Here is a 25,396-nt window from a genome sequence, read left to right as displayed (position 1 = left end):
CCGGAAGGGATCCATGCGCCGTCTGATATTGCTGCGTCACGCCAAGACCGAAACGGATGCGCCGAGCGGCAAGGATCACGACCGCCGGCTCGACGATCGCGGCCGGACCGACGCCGCGACCATCGCCGAATGGCTCGCCCTGCACCGGCTGGTGCCGGACCAGGTGCTGGTCTCATCCGCGACGCGCACCCGCCAGACCTGGGACATCCTCGCCGACCTGTTCCCGCCCGGCGCCGAACCGCAGGTCGAGCACCTGCCGGAACTGTACAGCGCCAGCCCCGCGCAATTGCTGCAGGCGATCCACGAGGTCTCCGCGGGCATCAACCAGCTGATGCTGGTCGGTCATAATCCCGGCCTGCAGGAACTGGCGCTCGGCCTCACCTGCGGCGCCGGCGAGAGCGACCGCAAGCTGCTGTCCGGCAGCATGCCGACCAGCGCGGTCGCGGTGATCGACTTCCCGATCGCCGACTGGGCCGACGCCCGTTTCGGCGCCGGCAAGCTGCAGCACTTCGTCAGCCCGAAGATTTTGCGCGAGGCGAGCTAGCAAGCAGCTCCGCCCGACGCCCTCTCGGCAATTGGAACTGGCCGGCCTTCGCGCTAGACTGCGTGCGTCGCCGTCCGGTCACGGGAGGCCTTTGATGTTCAAATCGATTCTGGTGCCGATCGATCTCGCCGATACCGCGCTGGCGCGGCCGGCGATCGAGACCGCGGCGACGCTGGCGCGCACCTATGACGGCACGGTGCGGCTGCTGCACGTCATCTCGATCACCCCGGTGGTGCTGGCCGAATACGTGCCGGCGGATTTCGACGACCAGCAGCGCAGCGACGCCGAGGGGGCGCTCGCCGAGGTCGCGCGCGAGTCCGGCATCGAACCGGCGCGGCTGTCGACCGCGGTGCGCCAGGGCGGCATCTATCACGAGATCATCGAGGAGGTCGCCGCGATCAAGGCCGACCTGATCGTGATGAGCTCGCACCGCCCGGCGATGCGCAGCTACTTCCTCGGCTCCAACGCCGGCCACGTCGTCCGCTACGCGCCGTGCTCGGTGCTGGTGGTGCGGGACAGCAAGTAATCAGGCGCCATGCCGAGCTGTCGTCATTCCGGGGCGCTCGCGTCAGCGAGCGAACCCGGAATCTCGGGCTGTTCTGCGCGGAATGCAGCAACCTCGCGATTCCGGGTTCGCGCCTGACGGCGCGCCCCGGAATGACGTGTGCAACCTTCCTAAGGCAGCAGATCCTTCGGCACCTCGTCGAAGCCGTAGCGCCGCGGCCGGTTGCGGCGGATGAAGCCGCCGACCTGCCAGCCGAACAACGCGGCGAAGCCGACCAGGAACAGCGCCCCCGACCACGAGCCGGTCGCGACTGCGCGCGCCAGCAGGCCGGTCATCGCCGCGGCCAGCACCGCGATCAGCACCAGCGCGGCGGTGTGGATGCCGGGCCGCAACCCGCCGATCAGTTCGGCCTGGCTGCCGGCGTCGCGCATCCGCCGGTGCAGGTCGAGGATGAAGCCGCGATAGGCATCGCTCTGCGGCGCCATCAGCGCCACGGTCTGCCAGCTCGTCGACAGGATCCGCAGCCGCGCGCCGCCGGCGTCCTCGAGGTCGGCGCAATAGCGCTGCGACTGCATCGATACCGGCCGGTAGCTCAGCCTCACCTTCGCGATGGTCGCATAAGGCCACAGCCCGGATTTCGGGCCGATCCGCCACACAAGACCGTCGTCGGTCAGTTCGAACTGCGACGCCGCGCCGATCAGCGATGCCCTGAAGGCATAAGCCGGCTCTTCCGCGCCCGCGTTCCGATCCGGTCCTGTCACTGCCGCCGCCTCCTGCTCGGCCGTCATTGCCGCAGTGGCGGTCGCGATGCAATGCGGCGTCGCGGCCCTCGGCAGCGCGGCCGCCCTTTCGCGATCCGCGCGAATGTGTATAAATACACCATGGACTCGCGGACCGTGATTGCGGCCTTGAAGGCCGATGGCTGGTACGAGGTGGCCCAGAAGGGCAGCCACCTGCAGTTTAAGCATCCGACCAAGCCCGGCCCACCACTGTGCCGCATCCCAAGCGCGACGTCCCGATCGGTACGCTGCGCAGCATCGAACAGCAGTCCGGCCTGAAACTGAGGTGACGCCATGGTTCATTACATCGCGCTGATCCAAAAAGACCCCGACAGCGACTACGGCGTGTCGTTTCCGGATCTGCCGGGCGCGATCAGCGCCGGCCGCACCCTCGACGAGGCGCGCGACATGGCGGCGGAAGCGCTGGCGCTGCATCTCGAAGGCATGGCGGAGGACGGCGAGGCGATCCCGGAACCATCGACGCTGGAGCAGATCATGCAGGCCCCGCAAAATCGCGACGGCGTCGCGGTGCTGATCCCGGTGACGCCGCAGGCGGTGCGTTCGGTGCGAATCAACATCACGCTGCCCTCCGATCTGCTCGCGCAGATCGACGAACATGCCGAGCGCGAGGGCTTCACCCGCTCCGGCTTCCTGGCCCAGGCGGCGAAGAAGACGATGACTGCAGCGTGACTAATAGCGGCGCGCCGCCCCGCGCTTGCCCGCGTCCTCCCGGTTTTCTACAACGTCGCGGCCGATCCATCGCCCGAGTCCCAATGCCGAAATCCGAGTCCGCCTATTTTCCCCGCCATCTGATCTTCGCCGGCGCGCTGGTCAGCGGCGTGCTGCTGGCGCTGGCGCTGCATATGCTCGGGATGCGGTTCGGGCTCGATCTCGGCGGGCTGTGGCGGACCGATCTCGCCGAATTCATGCCGGCGCGCGCGGCGCTGGCGTGGTGGCTGGTGGCCACCGCGGGCTTCGCCGGCGGCTACTTCACCGCGACGCTGATGGATCACGCCGTCGCCGGCCAGATCCCGCCGCGGATGCGGCAGTTCCTGATCGCGATCGGCGTGCTGGTGCTTGCCGCCGCGGGGCAAGCGGCCTCGGCGCCGTCCGCTGGGCCGACCACCGCGGGCGTGGTCTCAGGGCTAGCGACGCTGCTGCTCGGCGCCGTGATGGCGTTCTGCGGCGCGCATTTTGCGCTGCGGAAAGGCTGACGGGATTTCGCGGAGGCCGTTAGGACTGCTCCGCACGGCGGTCACCCGACTGAGTGGATCCTGCGCTTCGCTTAGCAGCGGCCGCGTCGACTTTGGTCGTCTCGACTATCAGTCGTCATGTGATTGTCGTATTTGGCGCTCGATACAACTTCCGCAGAGTCGTTCGCGCAGGTTTCCCGCGGCGCGAAACTGAAACGCCGCGCAGTTTCCTGCGCGGCGTTTAGCCTCAGCTTACTTTGTAGCAAGCGGAATTCGATCAGCCCGCGGCGCGGATGTTGATCGAACTCTCGGCGAGCGTGGTGAGCTTTTTGTCGGTGGCCTTTTCCTCGTCGAGCGTCTTCTGCAGCACGGCGGCGCAGTCGTTGCGGCCCAGCCGCTTCGCCCATGCCACCAGGCTGCCGTAGCGCACGATTTCATAGTGCTCCGCGGCCTGCGCGGCGTTGATCAGCGCGGCGTCCAGCACGGTCTTGTCGGCGACCTCGCCGGCGGTCTCGTCGGCCTCTTCGATGATGCCGTCGATCGCCGGGCAGTCGACCGCCTTGACCGGCGCGCCGTGCATTTCGAACACCTGCTCGAGCCGCTTCACGTGGCCTTTGGTTTCTTCGAGATGAGTCATGAAGCCCTGCTTCAGCATCGGATCGGTGGCCTTGTCGGCCATCTTCGGCAGCGCCTTCACGAGTTGTTTCTCGGCGTAATAGATGTCCTGCAACTGGTGCACGAACAGGTCATCCAGAGTCTTGATGTCTTTGGTAAAAAGTCCCATCGCGGTTCCTCTCGGGGTTAGCAACGGACGGTTCGCAACCGCGCTTCCGCTCGTCTTGTGTCGGGTGTTAACCAGCCCGCGGGATGCCCGTTCCGCGCGCGGCGCGAAACGCCGCTATCCGATGGCGGACGGACGCGGAGCGCCCTATATGCAACAGGCCGAAGGTGAGAGCTGTCCAGGTCAGGGGGCCGCCATGCTGCGGCCGGACGGCTGGTTTGCGCCACGTCAAGGGCCAACCGCGCCGGCCGTCCCATGGATGCGTCGTTCGTGCCGCCGGCCGGATTGCGCGACGGGCCGATTATGCCCTAAGGAATTGCGCGGATGAGTTTGTCGGGTGCCAGGTGCCAGGCCGTTTTGCATGCGGCCCCCGTCGCGTTGCCGCCCCGCCGGGAGGACGAATGCATCGACTGCTGAGCGCGCTGGGGCGTGGCTTCAAGACCTATGTCGGCTGGAAACGGCTCGGCATCGTGGCGAGCGTCCTGATCATCGGCTTTGCGATCACGTCGCTGGTCCGCACCCTGAAGGGGGTCGACAGCGCCGTCATCCTGACCGCACTGACGGAGAAGACCCCCGGCCAGATCGGGCTCGCCGCGCTGTTCGTACTCGGCGCGTTCTGCACGCTGACATTCTACGATTTCTTCGCCCTGCGGACCATCGGCAAGCTGCACGTGCCGTACCGGATCGCGGCGCTGTCGAGCTTCACCTCCTATGTGATCGGGCACAATCTCGGCGCCACGGTGTTCACCGGCGGCGCGATCCGGTTCCGGATCTATTCCGACTATGGACTCACCGCGATCGACGTCGCCAAGATCTGCTTCATCTCCGGCCTGACCTTCTGGCTCGGCAATCTGTTCGTGCTCGGCATCGGCATGATCTGGCACCCCGCCGCAGCCAGCGCGATGGATCTCTTGCCGGACAGCATCAATCAGTTGATCGGCGTCGCCTGCCTCGCCGGCATTGCGGCCTATTTCGTCTGGATCGCGACCGGCAAGAAACGCCGCCAGCTCGGCCAGAACGGCTGGAAAGTGGTGCTGCCGTCGGCGAAACTGACGCTGGTGCAGGTGCTGATCGGCGTCGTCGATCTCGGCTTCTGCGCGATGGCGATGTACATGCTGATGCCGTCCGAGCCGTATATCGACTTCGTGTCGCTGGCGGTGGTTTTCATTCTCGCCACGCTGCTCGGCTTCGCCAGCCATGCCCCCGGCTCGCTCGGCGTGTTCGACGCGGCGATGCTGGTGGCGCTGCCGATGTTCGCCCGCGAGGACATCATCGCCACCTTGCTGATCTACCGCGTGCTGTACTTCCTGCTGCCGTTCGGCGTCGCAATCTCGATCCTGGGCATGCGCGAGCTGTGGCTGAGCGTGGTCAAGCCGTGGCAGGAGAAACGCGCCGGCAACGGCAACGGCCATCGGATCGCCGCCACCGCCCCGGTCCGGCAGGTCGCACAGCGCCGCTCCTCGAACCAAGGCTGAGCTAGGGCGTCAGAACAAAGCCGCGAGATTTCGTCGCCCATCGACGACGCGGACGATCTCCACGCCTCGAAGCGGCCCCTCGTCGGTGTCCGGCTCGGTGCGATACAGGATCAGATACGGCGCCTCCACCAGCATTCGCAGAGCCGGTCGGATATCCCGCCGCCGCACACCCATTCGCGGTTGTGTTCCGAGCAGATCGACCTTCGCCTCGATCCGATCGAAAGTGCGTTCGGCGATCGCCGGTTGGTCGCGCGCAATCGCTTCATAAATGTCGAGCAGATCGTCACGCGCCGCCTTCGTCCAGGTCAACCGGACCGGCATCGCCGCAACTCACCCTTTCGCCTTCAGCCGAGCCCGGGCTTCCTTGCGCAGCGCGGGCAGGTCGATCTCGCCGGCCGAACCGCTGGCGACGCCTTCGTCCCAGAGCTGTCGCATCAGCTTGATATCGACGTGGCGCAGTTCGCGCTTGAGCTGCCAGTCGCGCAGCGCTTCGCGGACGATCTCGCTGGTGGTCGCGTATTCGCCGGACTCCACCGCCGCCTTGAGCTGCGAGACCTGTTCACCCGTCAGCGCGACGCTGACCTTCTCGATGTTGGCCATGCAAGCATCCTCAGAGGTACGAAATTTTACTACTTCTTGACACCGTGCGCAATCACAGGAGACATCCGGGTCAGGGGTCACGAGGATCCGCTCGGCTTTCCCATATTTTCGCCCAAACCAAGGCGTCAAACGCGGCATGATCACAGTCCCCCTTCTCCGTCGTCCGGCCCTGCTCGTCGCGCTCGCCGTCCTCGGCGTGCTGCCATCCACCGCAGCCCGGGCGCAGCTCGCGCCGCCATCCGCCGTCCAGCCCGACGCCATCCCGCCGGACGCCGCGCAGCAGCCGATCGCCCCTCCCGTCGCCGCGATCCCGGTCACCGACGGCTCGATGCAGATCGTCTGGGAGGTCCGCAACCGGTTCAGGCTTTTTCGCGAGGAACGTGACTTCCGCGAGCAGGCCGAGGCGCTGCGCGGGCTGACCGTGCTCGCCTCCGAGCAGACGCTGGGGCTGCAGAGCGAGGGCCGCGGCTGGGCCCGCAACGTCGTCGGCCGGCTGTGCATCGACCTCACCGGCCGGGTCAGCGAGCCCTGCACCCGCGACGGCGTCAAGGAGAGCTATCTGACGCCGACCGAGCATCCGGTCACGGTGCGGCTGACCGGCGCGATCCCGGTCGGCGCGATCTGCGCCTGGACCTTCGACGACGGCGACGGCCCGCGCAACGCCACGCAGGACTGCGCAGAGCCGATCAATTTCCGCGCCCGCTACGGCAAGCCCACCGTGGCAACGGTCGACGTCACCAGCGGCGCCGACGCGCCGCTGCGCGTGGCGACCGAGATCATGGTGCGCGATTTCTTCATCGCCGGCCTCGGCGACTCGATCGCCTCCGGCGAAGGCAATCCGGACCGGCCGATCGGGCTGTCGGACGAGGGCTTCTGCTATCGCTCCTATCTCGGCATCGGGACCGGCATCGGCGCCGGTCCGGGCCAGTTCTATCGGCCGAGCCGCGCCGGCTACAAAGGCGGCCGCGCCTGCGAGGCGCCGGACACGCTGGCGAACTGGCAGCGCTATTCGGCGACCTGGTTCAACGCCGCCTGCCATCGCTCGCTGTACAGCTACCAGACACGTAGTGCGCTGGCGCTGGCGGCGCGCCATCCGCACATCGCGGTGACCTATCTGCCGCTGGCCTGCACCGGCGCGACCATCGCCGACGGGCTGTTCGGCTCGCAGCGGCCGCGCGAATGCTATCGCACCAAAACCGGCACCAACTGCCCCGGCAGCGTCAACGGCCAGATCGCCGAGCTACGCGAAGCGCTCGCCGCCGCGCGCAAGCGCCAGCCGCAGCGCACGCTCGATCTGGTGCTGCTGTCGGTCGGCGCCAACGACATCAACTTCTCCGGCCTGGTCGCCGACGTCATCGTCGACAGCCCGACCGAACGCGGCATCTTCCGCCGCTCTGGGGTGATCGGCTCGATCGAGGAGTCGCGCACCGCGCTGGCACGGACGCTGCCGCAGAGCTTTTCGAAGATGCGCGAGACGCTGAAGGGGCTGGTCGACGGCGACATGTCGCGCGTGGTCTACGTCACCTACGCCAATCCGGCGCTGGCGAGCCGCGGCGTGCCCTGCCCCGGCGGTCGCGGCGGCTTCGACATCCACCCGTCGTTCAACGCCGACCCGAACCGGCTGGCGGCGGTCGCCTCCTTCGTCGACAACGAGTTCCTGCCGCGGCTGAAGGATCTGGCGCGATGCACCGGCGGCGTGCTGTGCCGCAATCCCTCCGCCGACGCCATGACCTTCGTCGACGCGCATCAGCGCACCTTCGCCAATCACGGCTTCTGCGCCCGCGCCGAGACCGATCCGGAATTCGACCGCGCCTGCTTTTCGCCGCGCGGCGACAGCTTCACCAGCGACATCGTCGAGGCGGCGAATTCGCCGATGGCCTGCGGCGCCGGCGCCAGCAAGTTCCGCGCCTATCTGCCGCGCGCGCGCTGGATCCGCGACGCCAATGACAGTTACTTCGCGGCGATGACCTTCCCGCAGGGACTGCCCGCCGCGATCCAGCCGGCCGACATCCACGACGCCACCTGGGGCGTGGTCTCCGCCGTCTATGGCGGCGCCGTCCACCCCTCCGCCGAAGGCCACGCCGCCATGGCCGACGCCGCGGTGCCCGCCGCCGAAGCGGTGCTGCAACTGGAATCCGCCCCCGACGTCATCAGCGCGCCACTGCCGCCGCCGGCGGCACAGTGAGGCTGCGCTGAAGCACAGCGGGAGCTGCGTTCGGGGATGCCCGGCTTCGCCGGGCTCCTCAGAGTCCGGCTCAAAATGGGAGCAACCATATCAGACGCTTAAGTTCGTCTTTGCGAGGAGCACTCGGATCGGCGCTCCGCGCCGTCCAAGCACAGGCTCCGCGACGAAGCAATCCAGACTCCTGTGCTCGGCGCACTGGATTGCTTCGCTTCGCTCACAATGACGGAGATAGGGCGTTGATTTGGCGGCCCTCATTCTGAGTCAGACACTCAGGATGAGGAGTCGGTGCATTTGGTGAAGCCACATCGCTCAATCGAACGATGAAGCGCTCGAGCCTTCACGTGCGGCAAGAATCAGGAAGGCAACAATCAAAGGCAAGAATCAAAAAAGCACCCCTCGGGCCGAGGGATGCTCTTTGGAAAGACGCAGCGCGTCGTTCGAGGCGTTCCTGCGCCGCCCGCTTACTTCGCAGGCGCCGGCGCCATCATGCCGCCCTTCTGCATCGGGGCCGGGGCGGCTTTCGCCTTGCCGGCGGTGGTGCCGGGCTTGGTGCCGACCGGGGCGGCCGCCGCCGCCTGCTCGGGCATGAATTTGGCGATGATCGCAGGATCGAGCTGGGCGATCGCGGTGTCGGGCAGCCGGAACCAGTCCTCGTCCTTGCCGAGCGCTGGCGTCATCAGATAGCCCCGCAGCGTCAGGATCTGGCCGTCGGGGCTGACCGTCAGCATCGCCTTCCAGACGTCGCCGTTGCGCGGGTCGAGGATGTTGCCGTTCTCGTAGACCCGGCCCTTCCGCTTCATGTCGCGGATCAGCGAGATGCCGAGGACAGGCTGGTCCTTGCGGTCGTCCTCGCACTCGTCGCAGACCGCCAGCTCGGTCTGGCCGGGCTGGCTGAAGGTCTTGGCGACGACGCCTTCGTACATGTTGTTGCCACGGTCGAGCATCAGCACCCAGACCACCGGCTTGCCGGTGGGCTTGCCGTTTTCGGTCCGCTGCCAGAGTCCGGCGGCGGTCGGCTCCGCCGCGGCCACGGGGGCGGCCGCGGAGAACAAGTACGTGAAGGCGGCGACGGCCGCCAGCGCGACGATACGGATCGGTCGATGTGTATTCATGGCAACACCTGAAACATCGCGATGAGACGAGAATATGGCGGATCGGTATGACAATCCAGCCGGCAAAGCTAAGTACCGGCCGGCTGGCAATTGTGTGACGTGGCGGCGGAGCCGGCAGCCGGGGTTCCAGTCGCGGCTGCGCGATGGCCCGGGACCTCGCGCTGCGCCGTCTTCAGCGCCGCACCGAGGCAGATCCCGACCGGCAGCCAGAACAGTATATACAGATAACCGAGATCGCTCGGGATGATTTCGTAGTCGACGCTGGTGGCGGTGAGGCAGGTCGCGAGCAGCGCCAGCGCCAGAATCTCGCGGCAGCGCAGCCACGCCCGCAGCGCGCTGACCAGCGACGCCAGCACGATGCCGGCCAGCGCCAGCGCGCCGACCACGCCGCCGCGCACCGCCGCGCACAGCAGGATGTTGTGGCCATTCATCACCACGCTGCCGTCGGGCAGCGTGCGCTGGGTGTCGAAGGCGAGACCATAGCCGAGCCAGGGCTTCAGCATCACCATCTCCAGATAGACCGGCCACAGTGTCAGCCGCAGGCTGTCGCGCCGCTGCAGCAACTCGGCGGCCAGCGGCGTCAGCAGCGTGAGCGCGGCGGCGATCACCACCAGCGCCACGATCGCCGCGGCCAGCCGCCAGTTCGCCGACAGGATCGACACGCCGATGCCGACCGTCGCCGCGATCAGCGAGCCGCGGCTGCCGGTCAGCACGATCGCGAACAGCAGGATCAGCACCGAGACCGCCAGCATCGCGAACTGCCAGCGCCGCAGCGTCCGCGACGCCATCACCGCCGCCGCGCCGACGCAGGGCATCGCGAACATCATGCCGATGACGTTGGAATTGTAGTACACGGTCAGGCCCTTGACGCCCTGCAGCCGGACGGTGAGCAGCGTCTCCAGCGACAGCCCGCTGAACGACACCACGTCGCGGATCGCCGCAAGCGCCGCCACCGGCGCCAGCACCAGGAACAGCAGCCGCAGGAAATCGCCGTCGCTGCGCACCAGATGCGCGACGATCGCCACGAACACCAGCACCGCCGCGAAGTAGCGCAGGTTTTTCAACAGCATCGGCGTCGGCGTCTCGCCGCCGAGCGCCGAGGTACCGATGATCACCAACAGGAACGCGGCGGCGGCGACGAACACGCCAGATTTCACGATCGGCAGCAGGTTCCGGTACGGCGCCGTCGCGATCAGCATCACCGGCAGCACCAGGAACCACAGCACGGTGCGCGCCAGCCAGATGCTGTGCATCACATAGACCAGGCACATCGACAGAATGAACAGCTTCTCGCCGGCCCGAACGCGTAGCAGCCAGTCGCGGGTCTGCTCCAGCCTCTGCCGGGTACGCGACGGTCGGGCGACGACGGAAACCATTGGACTCCTAGACCTTGGAGTGGGGCGCGGCCGACAGGCTGCGCAGCACTTCCGCCAGGCGGCGGGCGGATTGCGCCCAGGTCACCGGGCGATAGTTCGCCCGGATCGCCGCTTCGTACTTGGCAAGTTGCTCAGGCGACCCGATCAGGTCAAGCACCGCGTCGCGCCAGGCGGCGAAATCCAGCGGATCGAGGTGCCCCGCAAGCCCCGCGCCCGCCTCAGGTAGTGACGAGGTGTTCGATGCGAGACAGTATTTGCCGAACGCAAGGCTTTCCGATACCGGCAATCCCCAGCCCTCGTAGAACGACGGATACAGCGTGAACGCGCAGTGCTGGTACAACCACGCCAGTTCGTCGTCGCCGGCGCGCGGCAGATGAACGATCGATGACGCGGTGACCGGATCGTGCGCGATCTGCCACAACAGATCGGAACTTCCGAAGCCGGGTTGGCCGACGATCACCAGCGTCGGCAGGTTCGGCGTGCCCTGCTCGGTCAGCCGCCGCCACAGATGATAGAGCAGGTCGAAATTCTTGCGCGACTGGATCGTCGAGACGCTGAGCACGAAGCGCTGCGCCTGCGCGTCGGTCAGCGCGGCGGGCCGGCGGGCGGCGGCCGGCGTCGCCAGATCGGCGCCGAGATGCACCACCTCGATCGCGCCGCGCAGCCCGCCATCGACGCCGCCATGGCGCTGCGCATAGGCCCGCACGTCGTTGCGGGTCGATTCGGAGATCGAAACCACGAGATCACATTCGCGAATCAGGAACTGCGCATAAGACTCGAATTTCGTGACGAACTCGCCATCGGCGAAAAACTGTGGCGCCACCACCGGGATGAAGTCCTGGCACACCGCGGCGACCCTGGTTCCCCGTTCGCTGCGCATCCGCGCCACCGCTTCGTAGTCGACCCGCGACCAGTTCTCGCCGGCGAGCAGCAGCACTTCGCGGCCGGCGGAGACGACCGGCGGCAGCCCCTCGCCGCCGGCGATCTTCTGCAGCAGCGGCGCCGCGGCGCCGCGGACCGAGGTGCGAATCGCGCGCTCCAGTTTCTTGCCGAGCGGCTTGATCGAGGACAGCATCGTCGCACGCGCAGGCTTCGACTTCGCCGCGGCGGCAACCGGCCGGGCGCCGAGATCCGGCGCGGCGGCGACCGGCACGTAGTCCCGCCGCAACGGATCGAAGCGGCAGAAGCCGAGCTGTGATCCGATCTGTCCGGACAGCGCGGTGGCGATGCTGTGCTCGACCCGCAGCGTGCCGTTCATCTGGCCGGAGCGCGCACGAACGCTGGTCGACACGTCCATCCACAGCCAGCGCGGCTGCGGCGGGGTCGGCCTGTCGGGTATCTGCGCCAAGGGCTGTCCGTCGCGTGGTGCCGGCATCGGTGACCGGCTGAATAACATTCATGCGGGACGAGGCCCGCCCTGCAATCATCGGAAATAGGTCGACTCGGGTCTAGCGGTTCGGGCTTCGCAGCGTCAATGGCAAGGACGTGTTGACGGCCGCAAATCCGCTGCGACGGCAAACATCTCTCCGCCGCGCCGCGCTTGCAAAGCGGCGGCCGGCGCGGTCTATCTTCGGGCTGCGGCTATCTTCAAGTGCTTCGGGCCGAGCGCCTCTGGCCACCTGCCGCGGGCACAAATCGAGCGAGGACGACAGTGTCACCGGAACGGCCGCCACAAGTGTCGGTGATCCTGCCGGTTCGCGACGGCCAGCGCTGGCTGCGCGAGGCGGTCGACAGCGTGCTGGCGCAGACATTGACCGATCTCGAACTGCTGGTGATCGACGACGGCTCGACCGACGCCACGCCGGCGATTCTCGACGAGGCGCGTGGTCGCGATCCGCGCGTCGTGGTGCTGCGGCAGCAGCGCGAGGGGCTGGTCGCGGCGCTCAATCGCGGCCTCGCGCAAGCCCGCGCGCCGCTGATCGCGCGGCTCGACGCCGACGACATCGCGCTGCCGGATCGGCTGGCGCGACAATGCGATTATCTGCAGGCGCATCCGGACGTGGTGCTGCTCGGAGGCTGGGCCGAGATCATCGACGAGCACGGCGCATCGCGCAACAAGCAGATGCGGCCGAGCCCGGTTGGCTTGCGCGAAACGCTGGCGAAGAAGAGCCCGTTCATTCACCCGACGGTGATGTTCCGGACCGAGGCCGCGCGTCGCGTCGGCGGCTATCGCGCCGCCTTCGAGGCCGGCGAGGATTATGATTTCTGGCTGCGCCTCGCCGACATCGGCGAGATCGCGATCCTGCCCGAGGTGCTGATCCGCTATCGCGAGCACGGCGGCAGCGTGACGCGGACGCGCGAACTGCGCCAGATCTATTCCGCCCGCCTCGCCAAGCTCGCCGGCGCCGCGCGCAGAGGCGGCCGTCCCGATCCGTCGGACGCGCTGACTGCGCCGCCCGACTGGCACGACGACACCCCCGGCGATTTCGAACGCGACAGTTCGCGTCTGTTCCGGATGCTCGAACTCGCCGACCCCGCTCTCGCCCGGACCGTGCCGGCATCGGCGATCGACCTTGCGACGATCAGTTCGCAACTCTCGACGCTGACCGCCGGCGAGCGCAAATTCGCCCAGGCCGCCGCGCTGAACCTGCTGCGCGAGCGACGCGACCTCCCCGTCTCCCGCGTATCGCTCGTCGCCCTGCTGCTGCGGCTGGGCCCCGCAAGAGCCGTCAAATTGCTCACGCGCCGCAACTAACAACGCCCCCGTCGTGGCGGTGCCGCGCGCCGCGCGCACCTTTCCGGGCCACGCCGCAACGCCTACGGCACGAAGCGCCGCGCCAGCGCGTGGTAGATGCCCTCGTTCGACACCAGCCGCGACGACGCATAGGCGATCAGCGAGGTCGCCATCAGCGGAATCACCATGGCGTGGTTGTCGGTCATTTCGATCACGATGACGAAGGCGGTGATCGGCGCCTGCACCACGCCCGAGAAATAGGCCACCATGCCGAGCAGCATGATCGCGGCGATCGGCGTCTCGGCGAACAGCGCCGCGATGTTGCTGCCGAGCCCGGCGCCGACCGCGAGCGACGGCGAGAAGATCCCGCCCGGCAGGCCGCTGACCGACGACAGCGTCGTCGCCAGCCATTTCAGCACGCCGAACTCCGTCGGCAGCGGCGTGCCGCCTTCCAGCGCCGATTTCACCTCCGCATAGCCGGTGCCGTAGATCGTATCGCCCGAGACGAAACCGCAGATCGCCACCGCCAATCCGCAGCCGAGCGCCAGCAGCAGCGGATGCCGGGTGATCGCCGGGAGTCCGCCCGCCGCCACCACGATGCGGCTGAACACGCCGCCGGCGAGCCCGCCGACGACGCCGCAGGCCGGGATCGCCAGCCAGTCGACGCCGCCGCGGAGCGCCATCGCGCTGGTGCCGAAATACGTGTAGTTGCCGAGCAACGCGATCGAGGTCAGGCCGGCCGCCACCACCGCGGCGATGATCAGCGTGCTCGACCGCGTTTCGAACGAGCGGCTCATTTCCTCGATGCCGAAGATGATGCCGGCGAGCGGCGTGTTGAACGCCGCCGCCACCCCGGCCGAGGCGCCGGCCAGAATCAGCGCCGGCTGCCGCCGCGGCGACAGCCGCCCGAGCGCGAACATGATCGAGGCGCCGATCTGCACCGTCGGCCCCTCGCGCCCGACCGAGGCGCCCACCAGCAGGCCGAACAGCGTCAGCACGAACTTGCCGACCGCGACCCGCAGCGATACCAGCCGGCCGCGCGCGGTCTGGTCGGTCAGCCGCCGCGCCGCGATCGCCTGCGGGATGCCGCTGCCCTGCGCGTTCTGGAAGAACCGCGTGGTCAGATACACCGAGATCAGAAAGCCGAGCGGCGTGACGACGAAGGGCAGATAGCGCGAATGCCCGAGCATCGCGGCGAAGGCCGACTGCGCCAGATCGGCGAGCTGCGCCAGCGCCGCCGCCGCCGCCCCGATCGCCACCCCGCCCAGCAGAAAGATCGCCCGCCGCCGCGACCGCGTCGACACCACGACCAGGAGCCGCTTGTGACGGCGAGACAGGGCGAACTTCATCGGCGGGATCGGCCCTCGCGCAGGCTTGAAAAGGCGTGAGCCCCTTCATGCCGCGCCTGGTCGCTCCGAGTCCAGCAAGTGATCGCGTCAACTTGACGTGAAACGCGGCAGCGCTCGCCGCCGCCCGGGCGTTGCACGCGCCCAACTCGCGCAATCGCGATGCCGTAGCTATCGCCGAGCAAAATGGAACGCCTCGGCGTGTTCAGCGTCATTGCGACCGCAGCGAAGCAATCCAGCAGCCCAGAGCACTGCGCTTCTGGATTGCTTCGTCGCTGCGCTCCTCGCAATGACGGGTTCGGCGAGTCCCGGCCAAAACACAAAGGGCGCACCTCGCGGCGCGCCCTTTGTCGGCAACTCGATGGCTCGTCGCCCGGCGGCATCGCGCCGCCGCGCGCGCTCAGTTGACGCCGAGCTTCTTCTGCAGATTGGTCGACGAGGTGGTGTACTGGAACACGACGCGCTTGTCGGGATAGACGTATTTCACCGCCTTCTGCGACATCAGCGCGGCCTCGTGGAAGCCCGACAGGATCAGCTTCAGCTTGCCCGGATAGGTGTTGATATCACCGATCGCGAAGATGCCGGGGACGTTGGTCTCGAACGTGCCGGTGTCGACCGGGATCAGATTGTTCTCGAGGTTGATACCCCAGTTCGCCACCGGGCCGAGCTTCATCGTCAGCCCGAAGAACGGCAGCATCGCATCGCACTTGATCTGCGCCGTCGAGTTGTCGTTGAGCTTGATGGTCGCGCCCGAAAGCTGGCCGTTCTCGCCCTGCAGTTCGGTGATCTGACCGATCTTGAGATCGAGCTTGCCGCTGGCCACCAACTGGCGCATCTGCTCGACCGAGTGCGGCGCGCCGCGGAAATCGTCGCGGCGATGCACCAGCGTCATGCTCTTGCAGATCGGGTTGAGGTTCAGCGTCCAGTCCAGCGCGCTATCGCCGCCGCCGACGATGACGATGTCCTTGCCGCGGAACTCGTCCATCTTGCGCACCGCGTAGTGCACCGACTTGCCTTCGTAGGCTTCGACGCCCGGCACCGGCGGCCGCTTCGGCTGGAACGAACCGCCGCCCGCGGCGACGACCAGCACCTTGCATTCGAACACCGTGCCCGCATTGGTGGTGACGCGGAATTCCGGATCGCCGATCTTCTCGACGCTTTCGATCATCTCGTTGAGATGGATGGTCGGGTTGAACGGCTTGATCTGCTCCATCAGGGATTCAGTCAGGCCGTGGCCGGTGATCATCGGAATGCCGGGAATGTCGTAGATCGGCTTTTCCGGATACAGCTCGGCGCACTGGCCGCCGACCTTGTCGAGGATGTCGACGAGGTGAACCTTGATATCGAGCAGGCCCAGTTCGAACACGGCGAACAGTCCGCACGGACCCGCGCCGACAATCAGCACATCGGTTTTGATCGTTTCGGTCATCGGTGTTTCTTTTCGGGTTGATGATTTTCGGACGCGGGCGGTCCGACCGCGGCTTGTCTAGCCAAGCCCGGCGGGGGAGAAAAGCCATAAAACGGCGCTGGCATCTTGTTCTATCTCAAGAACTGCGCTCAATGGAGGGCAAAAGCCCGGAGAATGGCCCTTGTCTGCACGATCCCGCGACCACGCTGTGCCTCGGCTCGAGGACTTCCCCTATCGCCTCTCGGACAACGTCCGGTTTGCCGATCTCGACCCGAACAACCACGTCAACAACGCGGTCTATGCCAGCTATTTCGAGACCGGCCGGGTGACGCTGATGAAGCATCCGTCGCACGGGCTGATCCCGGCGGGGCTGTCCTGGGTGCTGGTGCGGCTCGACATCCACTTCCGCAGCGAGTTGCACTGGCCGGGAACCATCGAGCTCGGCATCGGCCTGGTCAAGCTCGGCCGCACCTCGACGCATTTCGATCAGGTGGTGTTTTCGGACGGCGTCTGCGTCGCCTCGGCGCGTGCGGTCACCGTGCTGGTCGATGCGCAGAGCCGCAAGCCGACGCCGCTCACCGATCAGCTGATCGCCAACCTCGCGCCGTGGTGGCTGCACGGCGTCGAGCACGCATAGCGCGTAATTACGCCTGGCGATCCGGCGTCGAGACCACGAGGCCGTCGAGTTCGTCCGAGACCTTGATCTGGCACGACAGCCGCGAGTTCGGCCGCACGTCGTAGCCGAAGTCGAGCATGTCCTCTTCCATCGGCGACGGGCCGCCGACCTTCTCGCGCCAGGCCTCGTCGACATAGACGTGGCAGGTGGCGCAGGCGCAGGCGCCGCCGCATTCGGCCTCGATGCCGGGGATGGCGTTGCGGATCGCCGCTTCCATCACGGTCGCGCCGTTCTCGACGTCGACGGTGCGGGTCTCGCCGGAGTGGTCAACAAAGTTAATCTTGGCCATGATTGCTCGTCGGACGCTCTGCTCGTTCGGACTGGGAAGGATGACGGGCTGTCCTATAGCGGGTCGGTCGGCTTTCCGCCAGCGCCGCGGCGGGCAAAATCGGGAACCGCAACGGCCGTCGCCGCAGCGACCTTCGAAGCCGCGCGACGCAGCGGATCAGCGCTCCAGCCGCTCGCCGATCGCGGCCCTTGCGTGATCGACCGCGGCATCCAGCGCGGCCAGCCGGTCGGAGGCATCCTTGCCGCGGCGCAGCGCATCCTCGAATTCGTCGGCCGCGTCCGCCACGGCGAATGCCCCGATCGCCCGCGCCGAGCCTTTCAACGTATGCGCCAGCGCAGCGGCGTCCGCCGGCCATGACGACAGCACCGCCACCAGGCTCGCCGCCTGCGCCGAGAAGATCGTCAGGACCTCACGCTCGAGCGACTTGTCCCCAAGCGTCATCCGCTCCAGATGCGCCGCGTCGATCGGCTCGGAATCCGGAACCAACGGCGGCGAAACCATCCACTCGACCCAATCCAGTTGCAGCGACAACAGCCCCTCTCCCGGCAGATTCGCCGTTTTCCACGTATCGGCCGGCGAATTGCCGATCCAAGCACGGGATTGGTTAACGGATCATTTCGGGACAGCGCCGCAAGTTTGAGGCCATTTCGTCCGCAATTTCCCGCCGCTTTCCGGCGTTCAAGGGGATTTTCGCGCTAGCGAAAAGAGTTAGCGGCAACTCCCGTTAACGATGATTAAGATTGTCTTAACGTCGGGCATTTCATTCGAAGCACCGAGCCAATAGGATGTTTGCGGAAGTGGTGGACAAAAGTCCGGCGTCGAGGGGGTCGACTGCGCCGGCTTTGGGCACCAGACCGGAGCTGGCGAACTGCGATCAAAATTCATGCAGTGTCCCGGATGCGTAGAACGAGGGCGTAGGTCACATGGCGAACAATCCCAAGAAGATCAAAGATCCGACCGAAGTGGCGCTGTCCGCGATTCAGGAAGCCCTGAACATCAGCGATGCGCCTGCGGCGACCGACGATCCGACCTCGGTGCGGAGCGACAATTCGCCGGCGATCTTGCCGCCGCCCGCTTTCAACGACGGCGCACCGGAGCCACGGATAGCCGCCGACCGTCCCAGTTTCGAACAGCCCGACGACGGGCGCTTTGCCCAGCGCCCGGCCAATGACGACCGCGAGACCATCGGCCAGTTGCTGCAGGCGCTGCAGAAGGGCCGCCCGGCCCGCAACGTCTACACCCTCGCCTCGATCTTCGCCGGCGTCTGGGTGTTCGGCGGCATCGTGCTCACCATCAGCTTCCTGCCCTCGCTGCAGGCGATGGTCGGCCAGGGCGCCGGCGGAACGATGGCGCTGGTCGGCCTGATCGCGCTGTTCCTTGCGCCCGTGATGCTGTTCTATTTCCTCGCGAGCCTGACCTGGCGCGGCCAGGAACTGCGGATGATCGCCCAGTCGATGGCGCAGGTCGCGATGCGGTTTTCCGAGCCCGAGATCGCGGCGAGCGATTCCGTCGTGACCGTCGGTCAGGCGATCCGTCGCGAAGTCGCGGCGATGGGCGACGGCGTCGAGCGTGCGATCGCGCGCGCCGGCGAACTCGAGACCCTGGTCGCCAACGAAGTCTCGGCGCTGGAGCGCGCCTATTCCGACAACGAAGTCCGGATCCGCGCGCTGCTGCAGGACATCGCGCATCAGCGCGACAATCTGGTCGGCCAGGCCGAGCAGGTTCGCAGCGCCATCTCCGGCGTGCAGATCGATCTGCGCCACGACATCGCGCTGATCTCGGACGCGATCGCCTCGCGGGTCGACGAAGTGGCGAAGAGCATCACCAGCGCGCTCGAGGAGCGCGGCGCGCACATCACCGGCGCGCTGAGCAATGCCGGCGACAACATGATCCTCGCCCTCGGCGAGCGCGGCGGCGATCTGCTCGACCGTCTCGAGGAAGCCAGCGGCGAAACCACCCGCGCGGTGCTCGAGGCGAGCGAGCGGCTGACCGCCAGCCTGAATTTCAAGACCGGGCACGTTCACGACGAATTCGTCGAACTCGCCGACCGCGTCCACGAGATGCTGAACGAGCGCCTCGACCGCATCACCGGCGAATTCGAACAGCGTTCGTCCAGCATCGTCGACGGCATCTCCGAGCGCACCGAGCAGGTCCACGACTCGCTGAAGAATTCCAGCGATTCGCTGCTGCTCGAACTCGAGCTGCGCAGCGGCGACCTGGTGAGCAAGATCGACGACGCCGGCAACCGGCTTGCCGACCAGATCCTCACCAGCGGCGACAAGGCCAGCGAAGCGCTCGACGTCACCGTCAACACCCTGGTCGCCAAGGTCGTCAGCCAGACCGAGAACGCCCACGACGCCCTCAGCATGCAGATGAGCGCGTTCGACGATCTGGTGAAGCAGCAGGGCTCCGAGCTCGCCGAGAAATTCGCGCGCGACAGCGGCACGCTCGGCGCCCTGATCACCCGCCACATCTCCGAATTCGACCGCACCGTGAAGACCTATGGCGGCGACATCGTCGAGCGCATGGGCCAGCGCACCCAGGATATTTCGACCACGCTGAAAGACTACGTCGACAATTTCGATCAGCGCGTCACGGCGCGCGGCGGCGAGATCAGCGCCACGCTCGATCAGCGCCTGTCGCATTTCGAGAACGTGTTCGATACCCGCCTCGGCAGCCTGGACGGCTCGTTCGACAGCAAGATCAAGTCGCTCGACGAAACCGTGAGCGGACACCTGCGATCGCTCGACGAGGGCTTCGCATCGCGCACCCAGACGGTGACCGAGTCCATCGACACCCGCATCGGACAGCTTTCCGACACCCTGACGGCGGGGTCGACCCTGGCGATCGATGCCATCGACAGCCGGATCGCCGAGCTCTCGACCACGATGTCGACCGGAACCACGAAGGCCGTCGATCTGATCGACCTGCGCATCACCCAACTCTCGGACACCCTGTCCACCGGCTCGACCCAGGCGATCGGCGCCATCGACAGCCGGATCGCCGAGCTTTCGACCACGATGTCGGCCGGCACCAGCCAGGCAGTCGAACTGATCGATACCCGGATCGACCAGCTCTCCGGCACGCTGACCGCAGGTGCCGTGCAGGCGATCGAGGCGATCGACTCGCGGCTGTCGCACCTGACGACCTCCCTCACCGACGGCACCGCGCAGGCGATCCACGCGATCGATCACCGCATCGGCAACGTCACCGAGACGATCGACAGCCGCAGCGCCGGTCTGGCGGCGACCATCAGCGCCCGCTTCCAGGACATCCACGAAGGTCTCGAAGGCCGCGTCGGCACGGTGCTGACCGACATCGACCTGCGCGTGTCGCAGTTCGAAGACCTGCTCGGATCGCGCATCGATGCTGTGGCCGGCCGGTTCGAGAACACCGGCCGCGAGGCGAGCGACCTGTTGATGGCGCGCGCCGAGGAACTCTCGCTCGGCATCAAGTCGCACGTCTCCGACGCCGAACGCTCGCTCACCAACCTCGTCATCAGCACCAGCGACTCGATCCAGACCGGCACCCGCTCGGCCAAGGAAGCGATGCTGTCGGTGTCGACCGAGGTCGGCGCACAACTGCAGCTCACCTCGTCCGAGATCGAGCGCGCGCTCACTGCGGTCGGCGCCAACGCCGCGAATTCGGTGGTGGTCAGCGCGAGCGAAGCCCAGGCCAAGCTGATCGCGGCGTCGAGCGACACCGTCGCCCAGATCAAGTCGTTGTCGGCCGACGTCGAACGCACCCTCGCGATCACCGGCACCTCCACCGCTGCGTCGGTGCTGGCCGGCGCGCGTGAGGCGCAGACCACGCTGGTCGCCACCTCGACCGACGTCACCAACGAGATCAGGACGCTGTCCGCCGAGATTCAGCGCACGCTGACCGACGTCGGCGGCACGGCTTCGACCTCGGTGCTGAACAGCGCCCGGGAGGCGCAGGCGACGCTGGTGTCGTCGTCCTCCGACGTCGCCAATCAGATCCGCTCGCTGTCGGCCGATATCGAGCGCACCCTGACCGGTGCCGGCGACGCCACCTCGGCCTCGGTGCTGGCCGGCGCCCGCGAGGCGCAGTCGACCCTGGTCTCGGCCTCGACCGAGGTCACCGGCCAGATCAGGTCGCTGTCGTCGGATATCGAACGCACGCTCTATGCGGCCGGCAATGCCACCGCTGAATCGGTGCTCGGCGGCGCCCGCGCGGCACAGACCACGCTGGTGGCGGCGTCCGAGGAAGCCGCGGAGCGCGTCAAGTCGCTGACCGCGGACGTTCAGCGCACGCTGTCCGAAGCCGGGTCCTCGACGGCCAGCGCGATGGTCGCCGGCGCGCGCGAAGCCCAGAACACGCTGGTCGCCGCCTCCGCCGAGGCGTCGAACCAGGTGATCTCGCTCGCCAGCGATGTCGAGCGCAAGCTGACGGCGGCAGGCAGCGCCACCGTGGAGACCCTCCTGTCCGGCGCCCGCGAAGCCCAGCACACGCTCGTCGCGACCTCCACCGAGACGTCGAACCAGGTCAAGGCGCTGACCGGCGACGTCGAGCGCACCCTGACCGCGGCGGGCAGCGCCACCGCCGGCGCGATCATCGCCAGCGCCCGGGACGTCCAGAGCACGCTCGCCAACGCCTCGACCGCGGCCTCCGATCAGGCCCGGTCGCTCGCTGCCGAGGTCGAACGCAGCCTGATCACCGCCGGCAAGACCTCCGCCGAATCGATCGTCGCCGGGGCGCGCGAAGCGCAGACCTCGCTGATGACCTCTTCCGAGGAGGCCGCCAACCACGTCAAGTCGCTGGCGATCGACGTCGAGCGCACGCTGACCTCGGTCAGCGCCGCGGCGGCGACGACCATTCTCGGCAGCGCCCGCGAGGTTCAGTCCACCCTGACCGTTGGCACGGCGGAAGCCGCCAGCCAGATCAAGGCGATCTCCGCCGACATCGAGCGGACGCTCGCCGGCGTCACCCTCAACACCACCGACAACATCCAGGTCAGTGCGGCCGCGGCCCAGAGCACGCTGGTCGCGGTGTCGAACGAGGTGAGTTCGAAGATCAAGTCGACCTCCGCGGAAATCGAGCGGTCGGTGTTCGCCGCCAGCGGCAGCTTCGGCTCGACCATCACCGCCAAGACCGACGAAATCGTCAGCTACGTGCAGCAGCAGGCCGACCGCCTGTCGCAGATCATCGACGGCAAACGCGGCGTGCTGGTCGAGGCCCTCTCCGGCAAGACCAATCAGCTCACCGTCGATATCGACCGCGTCACCACCGATGCGCTGAACGCGATCGAGACGCGCGGCAAGGCGTTCTCCAACTCGATCCTCACCAACGGCAACGACGTCGCGCGCTCGATCACCGGCGCCGGCGATCTGGCCACCGGCGCGATCAACAAGTCGCTCAAGGACCTCGAACTGGCGTCGCGTTCCGCGATCGATCAGTCGCGCCAGGTCTCGGTCACGGCCGTCACCGAGATGCAGGAGACCAGCAAGATCCTGCGCACCGACACGGTCGCTCTGTTCGAGCGGCTGCGCGAAGGCAACATCCTGCTGCAGGAAGTGCTCACCGGTGCGCACGAGAATCTCAACTCGCTGGAGCGCGCGCTGGTCACCCGCGTGGCGGACTTCGTCGCCACCATGAACGACGTCAACGCCCGCAGCGGCGCCGCCACGCAGGGGCTGGAAGATCAGCTCACCGGCTTCCACGGCAAGACCGCGAAGGCGCTCGCCGACCTCAGCGCGCTGTCGGAGCAGTTCGAGGTTCACGGCCGGGCGCTGGCCGAAGCCGCCGAGCTGGTGCAGCAGAGCAACCGCAGCGCGTCGACTTCGGTGATCGAGCGCAAGGAGTCGCTCGAATCGCTGGTCACCACCATCGATCTGCGCACCGCCGATCTCGACCAGCGGCTCACCCGCTTCACCGGCCTGCTCGATGAATCGCTGGCCGCGGCCGAGGAGCGGGCGCGCGACATCGCCCGGATCGTCGCCGAAACCGCGGGCGCCGGCTCCGCCAGCATCACCGAGCAGTTCGAGGCGGTCCGCTCCGCCGCCGAACAGGAGCGCCGCCTCACCACCGAGGCGATGCACCAGGTCTATCAGCAGGGCACCCAGGAAGCCGATATGCTGTTCAAGCAATCGGCCGACCGCTTCGCGTCGATCGTCCAGGGCATCAAGCAGATGGCCTCGGAAATGCACGGCGAACTCGAAGCCACCCGCGAGGAGTTGCGCCGCGGCGTCCTCGAAATCCCGCAGGAGGCCGCCGAGAGCACCGCGCAGATGCGCAAGGTGATCGTCGACCAGATCGAGGCGCTGGCCGAACTCAACCGCATCGTCGCCCGTCATGGCCGCGGCATGGACGTGGTCGGCACGACCCGCGCCAGCGTGGTCCGTGAGGAAGAGCCGATGCTGGCGACCGCCGGTGGCGGCCGCAGCGAGGCCGCCATGTCCCGGCCGGTCGAGCCGGTGTCCCGGCCGGCTCCGCGCCGCGACGCCAGCGCATCGACCCTGCCGCCGCCGGACCTCGGCATGCCTGGTCCGGCTCCGGCTCCGGCTCCCGCTCCGCGCCGCACCGAGGCCCCGCCGGTTGCGCCGACCGGCTCCGATCAGGGCCGCGACGGCTGGCTGTCGGATCTCCTGAACCGCGCCGACACCGGCGCCGAGCGCGAGGCCGCCCCGCGAGCCCGGACGCCGCAGCAGGCGATGAGCGGCAATCCGCTGGAATCGCTGTCGCTCGACATCGGCCGGCTGATGGACCGCAACCTGGTGCTGGAGATGTGGGACCGCTACCAGCGCGGCGAAGCCAAGGCGTTCACCAAGCGGCTGTATACCCCCGCCGGCCAGAAGGCGTTCGACGAGGTCGCCCGCAAATATCGCAGCGACCGCGCCTTCAAGCAGACGGTGGACCGCTACATCACCGAGTTCGAGCGCCTGCTCGACGAGGTCGCCCGCGACGACCGCGGACCGCAGGCGCTGCGCACGCATCTGAGCTCGGAGACCGGACTGGTCTACACGCTGCTGGCCCACGCGGCGGGGCGGCTGGGGTAACGGCGCCCCACCCGGCTGGTAGCCGACGTCAGTCGTGACGACGAAAATGGCGGGGGCCTCGGCCTCCGCTTTTTTTCGGGCCAGTTCAGGCGAAGTCACTGCGACCGACGGATGCGCATCGAGGTGCGTCGCCCGGTGGGCCTTGCTAGAGCCGTTCTGCTTTAGGTGGAATCAGGATTGATGATGCGCAGCCACAAGTACCTCCTCATGGTGAGGAGGCGCGCAGCGCCGTCTCGAACCATGAGCCGCCGGCACTGCGTCCCCCCATCCTTCGAGACGCCCGGCTTCGCCGGGCTCCTCAGGATGAGGACTCAGTGCCTCTGGAAAGGCCGGATTGCTTCAATCAATCGATGAAGCGCTCTCGTCTAAATCAGGGGTTTGCACCGTCGACGCTCTTCACGTCCGGGGCGCCTTCTCACCATCGACCACTCACGCCCATCGGCCTCGGGGTCGACGCAAAACAAAGCCACGGAACGCCGTAGCGCTCCGTGGCCCTGTCAGGTCGCGATGGATCAGACGAAGCGGAAGTCGTCTGCCGCGAGCGCGCTGATCTGCAGATTGGCGAGCGTCACGGTGGCGTCGGCATCGAACGTCACGACGACGTCGTTGCCGACCTGGGTGGCGTGCGACATCACGTCGGCAAAGTCGGCGAAGACGTCGCTGGAGAACTGCAGCACGTCGGCCGACGACCCCGTCGTGGTGAAGTCGGTGACGATGTCCTTGCCGAACCCGGCGGCGAACACGAACACGTCCGAGCCGGAGCCGCCGGTCAGGATGTCGTTGCCTGCACCGCCGGTGATGATGTCGGCACCCGACCCGCCCTTCAGCGTGTCGTTGCCGGCGCCGCCGGCCACGATGTCGTCGCCGGAGCCGGCGTCGACGGTGTCGTCGCCGTCGCCGCCGTCGACCAGATCGTCGCCGGACCCGCCCTTCAGCACGTCGTCACCGGCGCCGCCGGCGACCACGTCGTCACCCGAGCCGCCGTCGACATTGTCGTTGCCGTCGCCGCCGGAGAGCCGGTCGTCGCCGGCGCCGCCCTTCAGCGTGTCGTTGCCGGCGCCGCCGTCGAAGATCTCGTCACCGTTGCCGCCGGTCAGCACGTCGTCGCCGGCACCGAGGATGAAGGCTTCGATCGAGGTGAAGCTGTCGGTGCCGATGCCGGCGCCCGAGACCGTGCCGCCGGCGACGTCGAGACTGATCGCGCCGGTGGCGTCGGACAGATCGAGCGTATCGAAGCCCGCTCCGCCCGCGATGGTGTCGTTGCCGGCGCCACCGCGCAGCATGTCGTCGCCGGCGCCGCCGTTGAGGACGTCGTCGCCGTCGCCGCCATTGATCGTGTCGTTGCCGTCGCCACCGTCGATGACGTCGTCGCCGGCCTGGCCGTAGATCTCGTCGTCGCCGGCGCCGCCGTCGATCGTGTCGTTGCCGTTATTGGCG

21 protein-coding genes and 1 pseudogene are annotated in these 25,396 nt (G+C 67.5%); 10 read left to right on the top strand and 12 right to left on the bottom strand.

Going from position 1 to position 25,396, the window contains the following annotated elements; all coding sequences use genetic code 11:
- The first annotated feature begins 13 nt into the window (after positions 1-13).
- Together ACTZWT_RS08545 and ACTZWT_RS08540 are read left to right on the top strand one after the other, a co-directional pair.
- Positions 14-544 (top strand): SixA phosphatase family protein, encoded by a 531-nt coding sequence (locus ACTZWT_RS08545; protein WP_444769256.1) that lies wholly within the window; start codon positions 14-16, stop codon positions 542-544.
- Between the two features lie 94 nt (positions 545-638).
- Positions 639-1,070, top strand: coding sequence for a universal stress protein (locus ACTZWT_RS08540; RefSeq protein ID WP_444769255.1), 432 nt, complete (start codon positions 639-641; stop codon positions 1,068-1,070).
- Positions 1,071-1,219: 149 nt separating this feature from the next.
- On the opposite strand, the gene ACTZWT_RS08535 is transcribed toward ACTZWT_RS08540, so the two are convergent.
- Positions 1,220-1,837, bottom strand: coding sequence for a hypothetical protein (locus tag ACTZWT_RS08535; protein ID WP_444769254.1), 618 nt, complete (start codon positions 1,835-1,837; stop codon positions 1,220-1,222).
- A gap of 93 nt (positions 1,838-1,930) precedes the next feature.
- Between ACTZWT_RS08535 and ACTZWT_RS08530 the strand changes: the two are divergent.
- From ACTZWT_RS08530 to ACTZWT_RS08520, 3 genes and pseudogenes are all read left to right on the top strand, one after another.
- A pseudogene (locus ACTZWT_RS08530) lies at positions 1,931-2,118 on the top strand (type II toxin-antitoxin system HicA family toxin).
- Positions 2,119-2,122: 4 nt separating this feature from the next.
- Complete coding sequence (locus ACTZWT_RS08525; protein ID WP_444769253.1) at positions 2,123-2,518, top strand: type II toxin-antitoxin system HicB family antitoxin; 396 nt, start codon at positions 2,123-2,125, stop codon at positions 2,516-2,518.
- An 83-nt stretch (positions 2,519-2,601) separates the two neighbouring features.
- The gene (locus tag ACTZWT_RS08520) at positions 2,602-3,042 is read left to right on the top strand and encodes a hypothetical protein (RefSeq protein ID WP_444769252.1); all 441 of its coding nucleotides are present in this window, start codon (positions 2,602-2,604) and stop codon (positions 3,040-3,042) included.
- Positions 3,043-3,298: 256 nt separating this feature from the next.
- On the opposite strand, the gene ACTZWT_RS08515 is transcribed toward ACTZWT_RS08520, so the two are convergent.
- Entirely contained in the window at positions 3,299-3,805 is a 507-nt protein-coding gene (locus ACTZWT_RS08515; RefSeq protein ID WP_444769251.1) for a YciE/YciF ferroxidase family protein, read from the bottom strand.
- Positions 3,806-4,203: 398 nt separating this feature from the next.
- Between ACTZWT_RS08515 and ACTZWT_RS08510 the strand changes: the two genes are divergently transcribed.
- A complete protein-coding gene (locus ACTZWT_RS08510) occupies positions 4,204-5,277 on the top strand; it encodes a UPF0104 family protein (RefSeq protein WP_444769250.1) in 1,074 nt (357 codons plus the stop codon).
- A gap of 9 nt (positions 5,278-5,286) precedes the next feature.
- Here ACTZWT_RS08510 and ACTZWT_RS08505 read toward each other — a convergent pair whose 3' ends face one another.
- On the bottom strand, positions 5,287-5,598 hold the full coding sequence (locus ACTZWT_RS08505) for a type II toxin-antitoxin system RelE/ParE family toxin (protein ID WP_444769249.1): 312 nt from the start codon (positions 5,596-5,598) through the stop codon (positions 5,287-5,289).
- A gap of 9 nt (positions 5,599-5,607) precedes the next feature.
- Positions 5,608-5,877, bottom strand: a complete 270-nt coding sequence (locus ACTZWT_RS08500; protein WP_322518117.1) for a ribbon-helix-helix domain-containing protein — start codon at positions 5,875-5,877, stop codon at positions 5,608-5,610.
- A 136-nt stretch (positions 5,878-6,013) separates the two neighbouring features.
- Here ACTZWT_RS08500 and ACTZWT_RS08495 point away from each other — a divergent pair, with 136 nt between their 5' ends.
- The gene (locus tag ACTZWT_RS08495) at positions 6,014-8,062 is read left to right on the top strand and encodes a hypothetical protein (protein WP_444769248.1); all 2,049 of its coding nucleotides are present in this window, start codon (positions 6,014-6,016) and stop codon (positions 8,060-8,062) included.
- Positions 8,063-8,523: 461 nt separating this feature from the next.
- Here the strand turns inward: ACTZWT_RS08495 and ACTZWT_RS08490 are convergent, their stop codons facing one another.
- From ACTZWT_RS08490 to ACTZWT_RS08480, 3 genes are all read right to left on the bottom strand, one after another.
- Entirely contained in the window at positions 8,524-9,174 is a 651-nt protein-coding gene (locus ACTZWT_RS08490) for a DUF2147 domain-containing protein (protein WP_444769247.1), read from the bottom strand.
- Positions 9,175-9,242: 68 nt separating this feature from the next.
- Positions 9,243-10,550, bottom strand: a complete 1,308-nt coding sequence (locus tag ACTZWT_RS08485) for an O-antigen ligase family protein (RefSeq protein ID WP_444769246.1) — start codon at positions 10,548-10,550, stop codon at positions 9,243-9,245.
- A 7-nt stretch (positions 10,551-10,557) separates the two neighbouring features.
- Positions 10,558-11,898: a glycosyltransferase family 4 protein gene (locus tag ACTZWT_RS08480; protein WP_444769245.1), complete on the bottom strand. Its 1,341-nt coding sequence runs from the start codon at positions 11,896-11,898 to the stop codon at positions 10,558-10,560.
- 303 nt (positions 11,899-12,201) lie between these two features.
- Here ACTZWT_RS08480 and ACTZWT_RS08475 point away from each other — a divergent pair, with 303 nt between their 5' ends.
- Positions 12,202-13,245, top strand: a complete 1,044-nt coding sequence (locus ACTZWT_RS08475; protein WP_444769244.1) for a glycosyltransferase — start codon at positions 12,202-12,204, stop codon at positions 13,243-13,245.
- A gap of 62 nt (positions 13,246-13,307) precedes the next feature.
- Here ACTZWT_RS08475 and ACTZWT_RS08470 read toward each other — a convergent pair whose 3' ends face one another.
- Positions 13,308-14,573, bottom strand: a complete 1,266-nt coding sequence (locus ACTZWT_RS08470) for a chloride channel protein (protein WP_444769243.1) — start codon at positions 14,571-14,573, stop codon at positions 13,308-13,310.
- Between the two features lie 397 nt (positions 14,574-14,970).
- Positions 14,971-15,999: an NAD(P)/FAD-dependent oxidoreductase gene (locus ACTZWT_RS08465; RefSeq protein ID WP_444769242.1), complete on the bottom strand. Its 1,029-nt coding sequence runs from the start codon at positions 15,997-15,999 to the stop codon at positions 14,971-14,973.
- A gap of 160 nt (positions 16,000-16,159) precedes the next feature.
- On the opposite strand from ACTZWT_RS08465, the gene ACTZWT_RS08460 reads away from it, so the two are divergent.
- Entirely contained in the window at positions 16,160-16,615 is a 456-nt protein-coding gene (locus ACTZWT_RS08460) for an acyl-CoA thioesterase (RefSeq protein WP_444769241.1), read from the top strand.
- A gap of 7 nt (positions 16,616-16,622) precedes the next feature.
- Here ACTZWT_RS08460 and ACTZWT_RS08455 read toward each other — a convergent pair whose 3' ends face one another.
- Positions 16,623-16,943 carry a 2Fe-2S iron-sulfur cluster-binding protein gene (locus ACTZWT_RS08455; RefSeq protein ID WP_444769240.1) on the bottom strand — a complete coding sequence of 107 codons (321 nt, stop codon included), beginning with the start codon at positions 16,941-16,943 and terminating at the stop codon, positions 16,623-16,625.
- A gap of 156 nt (positions 16,944-17,099) precedes the next feature.
- Positions 17,100-17,444, bottom strand: a complete 345-nt coding sequence (locus ACTZWT_RS08450; RefSeq protein ID WP_444769878.1) for an Hpt domain-containing protein — start codon at positions 17,442-17,444, stop codon at positions 17,100-17,102.
- Positions 17,445-17,866: 422 nt separating this feature from the next.
- Between ACTZWT_RS08450 and ACTZWT_RS08445 the strand changes: the two genes are divergently transcribed.
- Positions 17,867-23,959, top strand: coding sequence for an apolipoprotein A-IV repeat region-like domain-containing protein (locus ACTZWT_RS08445; protein WP_444769239.1), 6,093 nt, complete (start codon positions 17,867-17,869; stop codon positions 23,957-23,959).
- 512 nt (positions 23,960-24,471) lie between these two features.
- Here the strand turns inward: ACTZWT_RS08445 and ACTZWT_RS08440 are convergent.
- Positions 24,472-25,396: calcium-binding protein (locus tag ACTZWT_RS08440; protein ID WP_444769238.1), on the bottom strand; the 925-nt coding region annotated here is incomplete at its 5' end.

This window comes from Rhodopseudomonas sp. NSM (assembly GCF_052445935.1).
In the GTDB taxonomy this organism is placed as follows: Bacteria; Pseudomonadota; Alphaproteobacteria; order Rhizobiales; family Xanthobacteraceae; genus Rhodopseudomonas.
The sequence above is the reverse complement of the archived record's forward strand: the minus strand, read 5'-3'. Positions and strand labels throughout refer to the sequence as shown.

What these genes read in the sequence shown, in the direction of transcription:
- ACTZWT_RS08535 (WP_444769254.1), bottom strand. Translation starts at nt 1,837, where the DNA reads ATGACGGCCGAGCAGGAGGCGGCGGCAGTGACAGGACCGGATCGGAAC.
- ACTZWT_RS08525 (WP_444769253.1), top strand. Translation starts at nt 2,123, where the DNA reads ATGGTTCATTACATCGCGCTGATCCAAAAAGACCCCGACAGCGACTAC.
- ACTZWT_RS08520 (WP_444769252.1), top strand. Translation starts at nt 2,602, where the DNA reads ATGCCGAAATCCGAGTCCGCCTATTTTCCCCGCCATCTGATCTTCGCC.
- ACTZWT_RS08470 (WP_444769243.1), bottom strand. Translation starts at nt 14,573, where the DNA reads ATGAAGTTCGCCCTGTCTCGCCGTCACAAGCGGCTCCTGGTCGTGGTG.
- ACTZWT_RS08455 (WP_444769240.1), bottom strand. Translation starts at nt 16,943, where the DNA reads ATGGCCAAGATTAACTTTGTTGACCACTCCGGCGAGACCCGCACCGTC.
- ACTZWT_RS08445 (WP_444769239.1), top strand. Translation starts at nt 17,867, where the DNA reads ATGGCGAACAATCCCAAGAAGATCAAAGATCCGACCGAAGTGGCGCTG.
- ACTZWT_RS08495 (WP_444769248.1), top strand. Translation starts at nt 6,014, where the DNA reads ATGATCACAGTCCCCCTTCTCCGTCGTCCGGCCCTGCTCGTCGCGCTC.
- ACTZWT_RS08545 (WP_444769256.1), top strand. Translation starts at nt 14, where the DNA reads ATGCGCCGTCTGATATTGCTGCGTCACGCCAAGACCGAAACGGATGCG.
- ACTZWT_RS08485 (WP_444769246.1), bottom strand. Translation starts at nt 10,550, where the DNA reads ATGGTTTCCGTCGTCGCCCGACCGTCGCGTACCCGGCAGAGGCTGGAG.
- ACTZWT_RS08540 (WP_444769255.1), top strand. Translation starts at nt 639, where the DNA reads ATGTTCAAATCGATTCTGGTGCCGATCGATCTCGCCGATACCGCGCTG.
- ACTZWT_RS08500 (WP_322518117.1), bottom strand. Translation starts at nt 5,877, where the DNA reads ATGGCCAACATCGAGAAGGTCAGCGTCGCGCTGACGGGTGAACAGGTC.
- ACTZWT_RS08450 (WP_444769878.1), bottom strand. Translation starts at nt 17,444, where the DNA reads ATGGTTTCGCCGCCGTTGGTTCCGGATTCCGAGCCGATCGACGCGGCG.
- ACTZWT_RS08465 (WP_444769242.1), bottom strand. Translation starts at nt 15,999, where the DNA reads ATGACCGAAACGATCAAAACCGATGTGCTGATTGTCGGCGCGGGTCCG.
- ACTZWT_RS08515 (WP_444769251.1), bottom strand. Translation starts at nt 3,805, where the DNA reads ATGGGACTTTTTACCAAAGACATCAAGACTCTGGATGACCTGTTCGTG.
- ACTZWT_RS08505 (WP_444769249.1), bottom strand. Translation starts at nt 5,598, where the DNA reads ATGCCGGTCCGGTTGACCTGGACGAAGGCGGCGCGTGACGATCTGCTC.
- ACTZWT_RS08510 (WP_444769250.1), top strand. Translation starts at nt 4,204, where the DNA reads ATGCATCGACTGCTGAGCGCGCTGGGGCGTGGCTTCAAGACCTATGTC.
- ACTZWT_RS08490 (WP_444769247.1), bottom strand. Translation starts at nt 9,174, where the DNA reads ATGAATACACATCGACCGATCCGTATCGTCGCGCTGGCGGCCGTCGCC.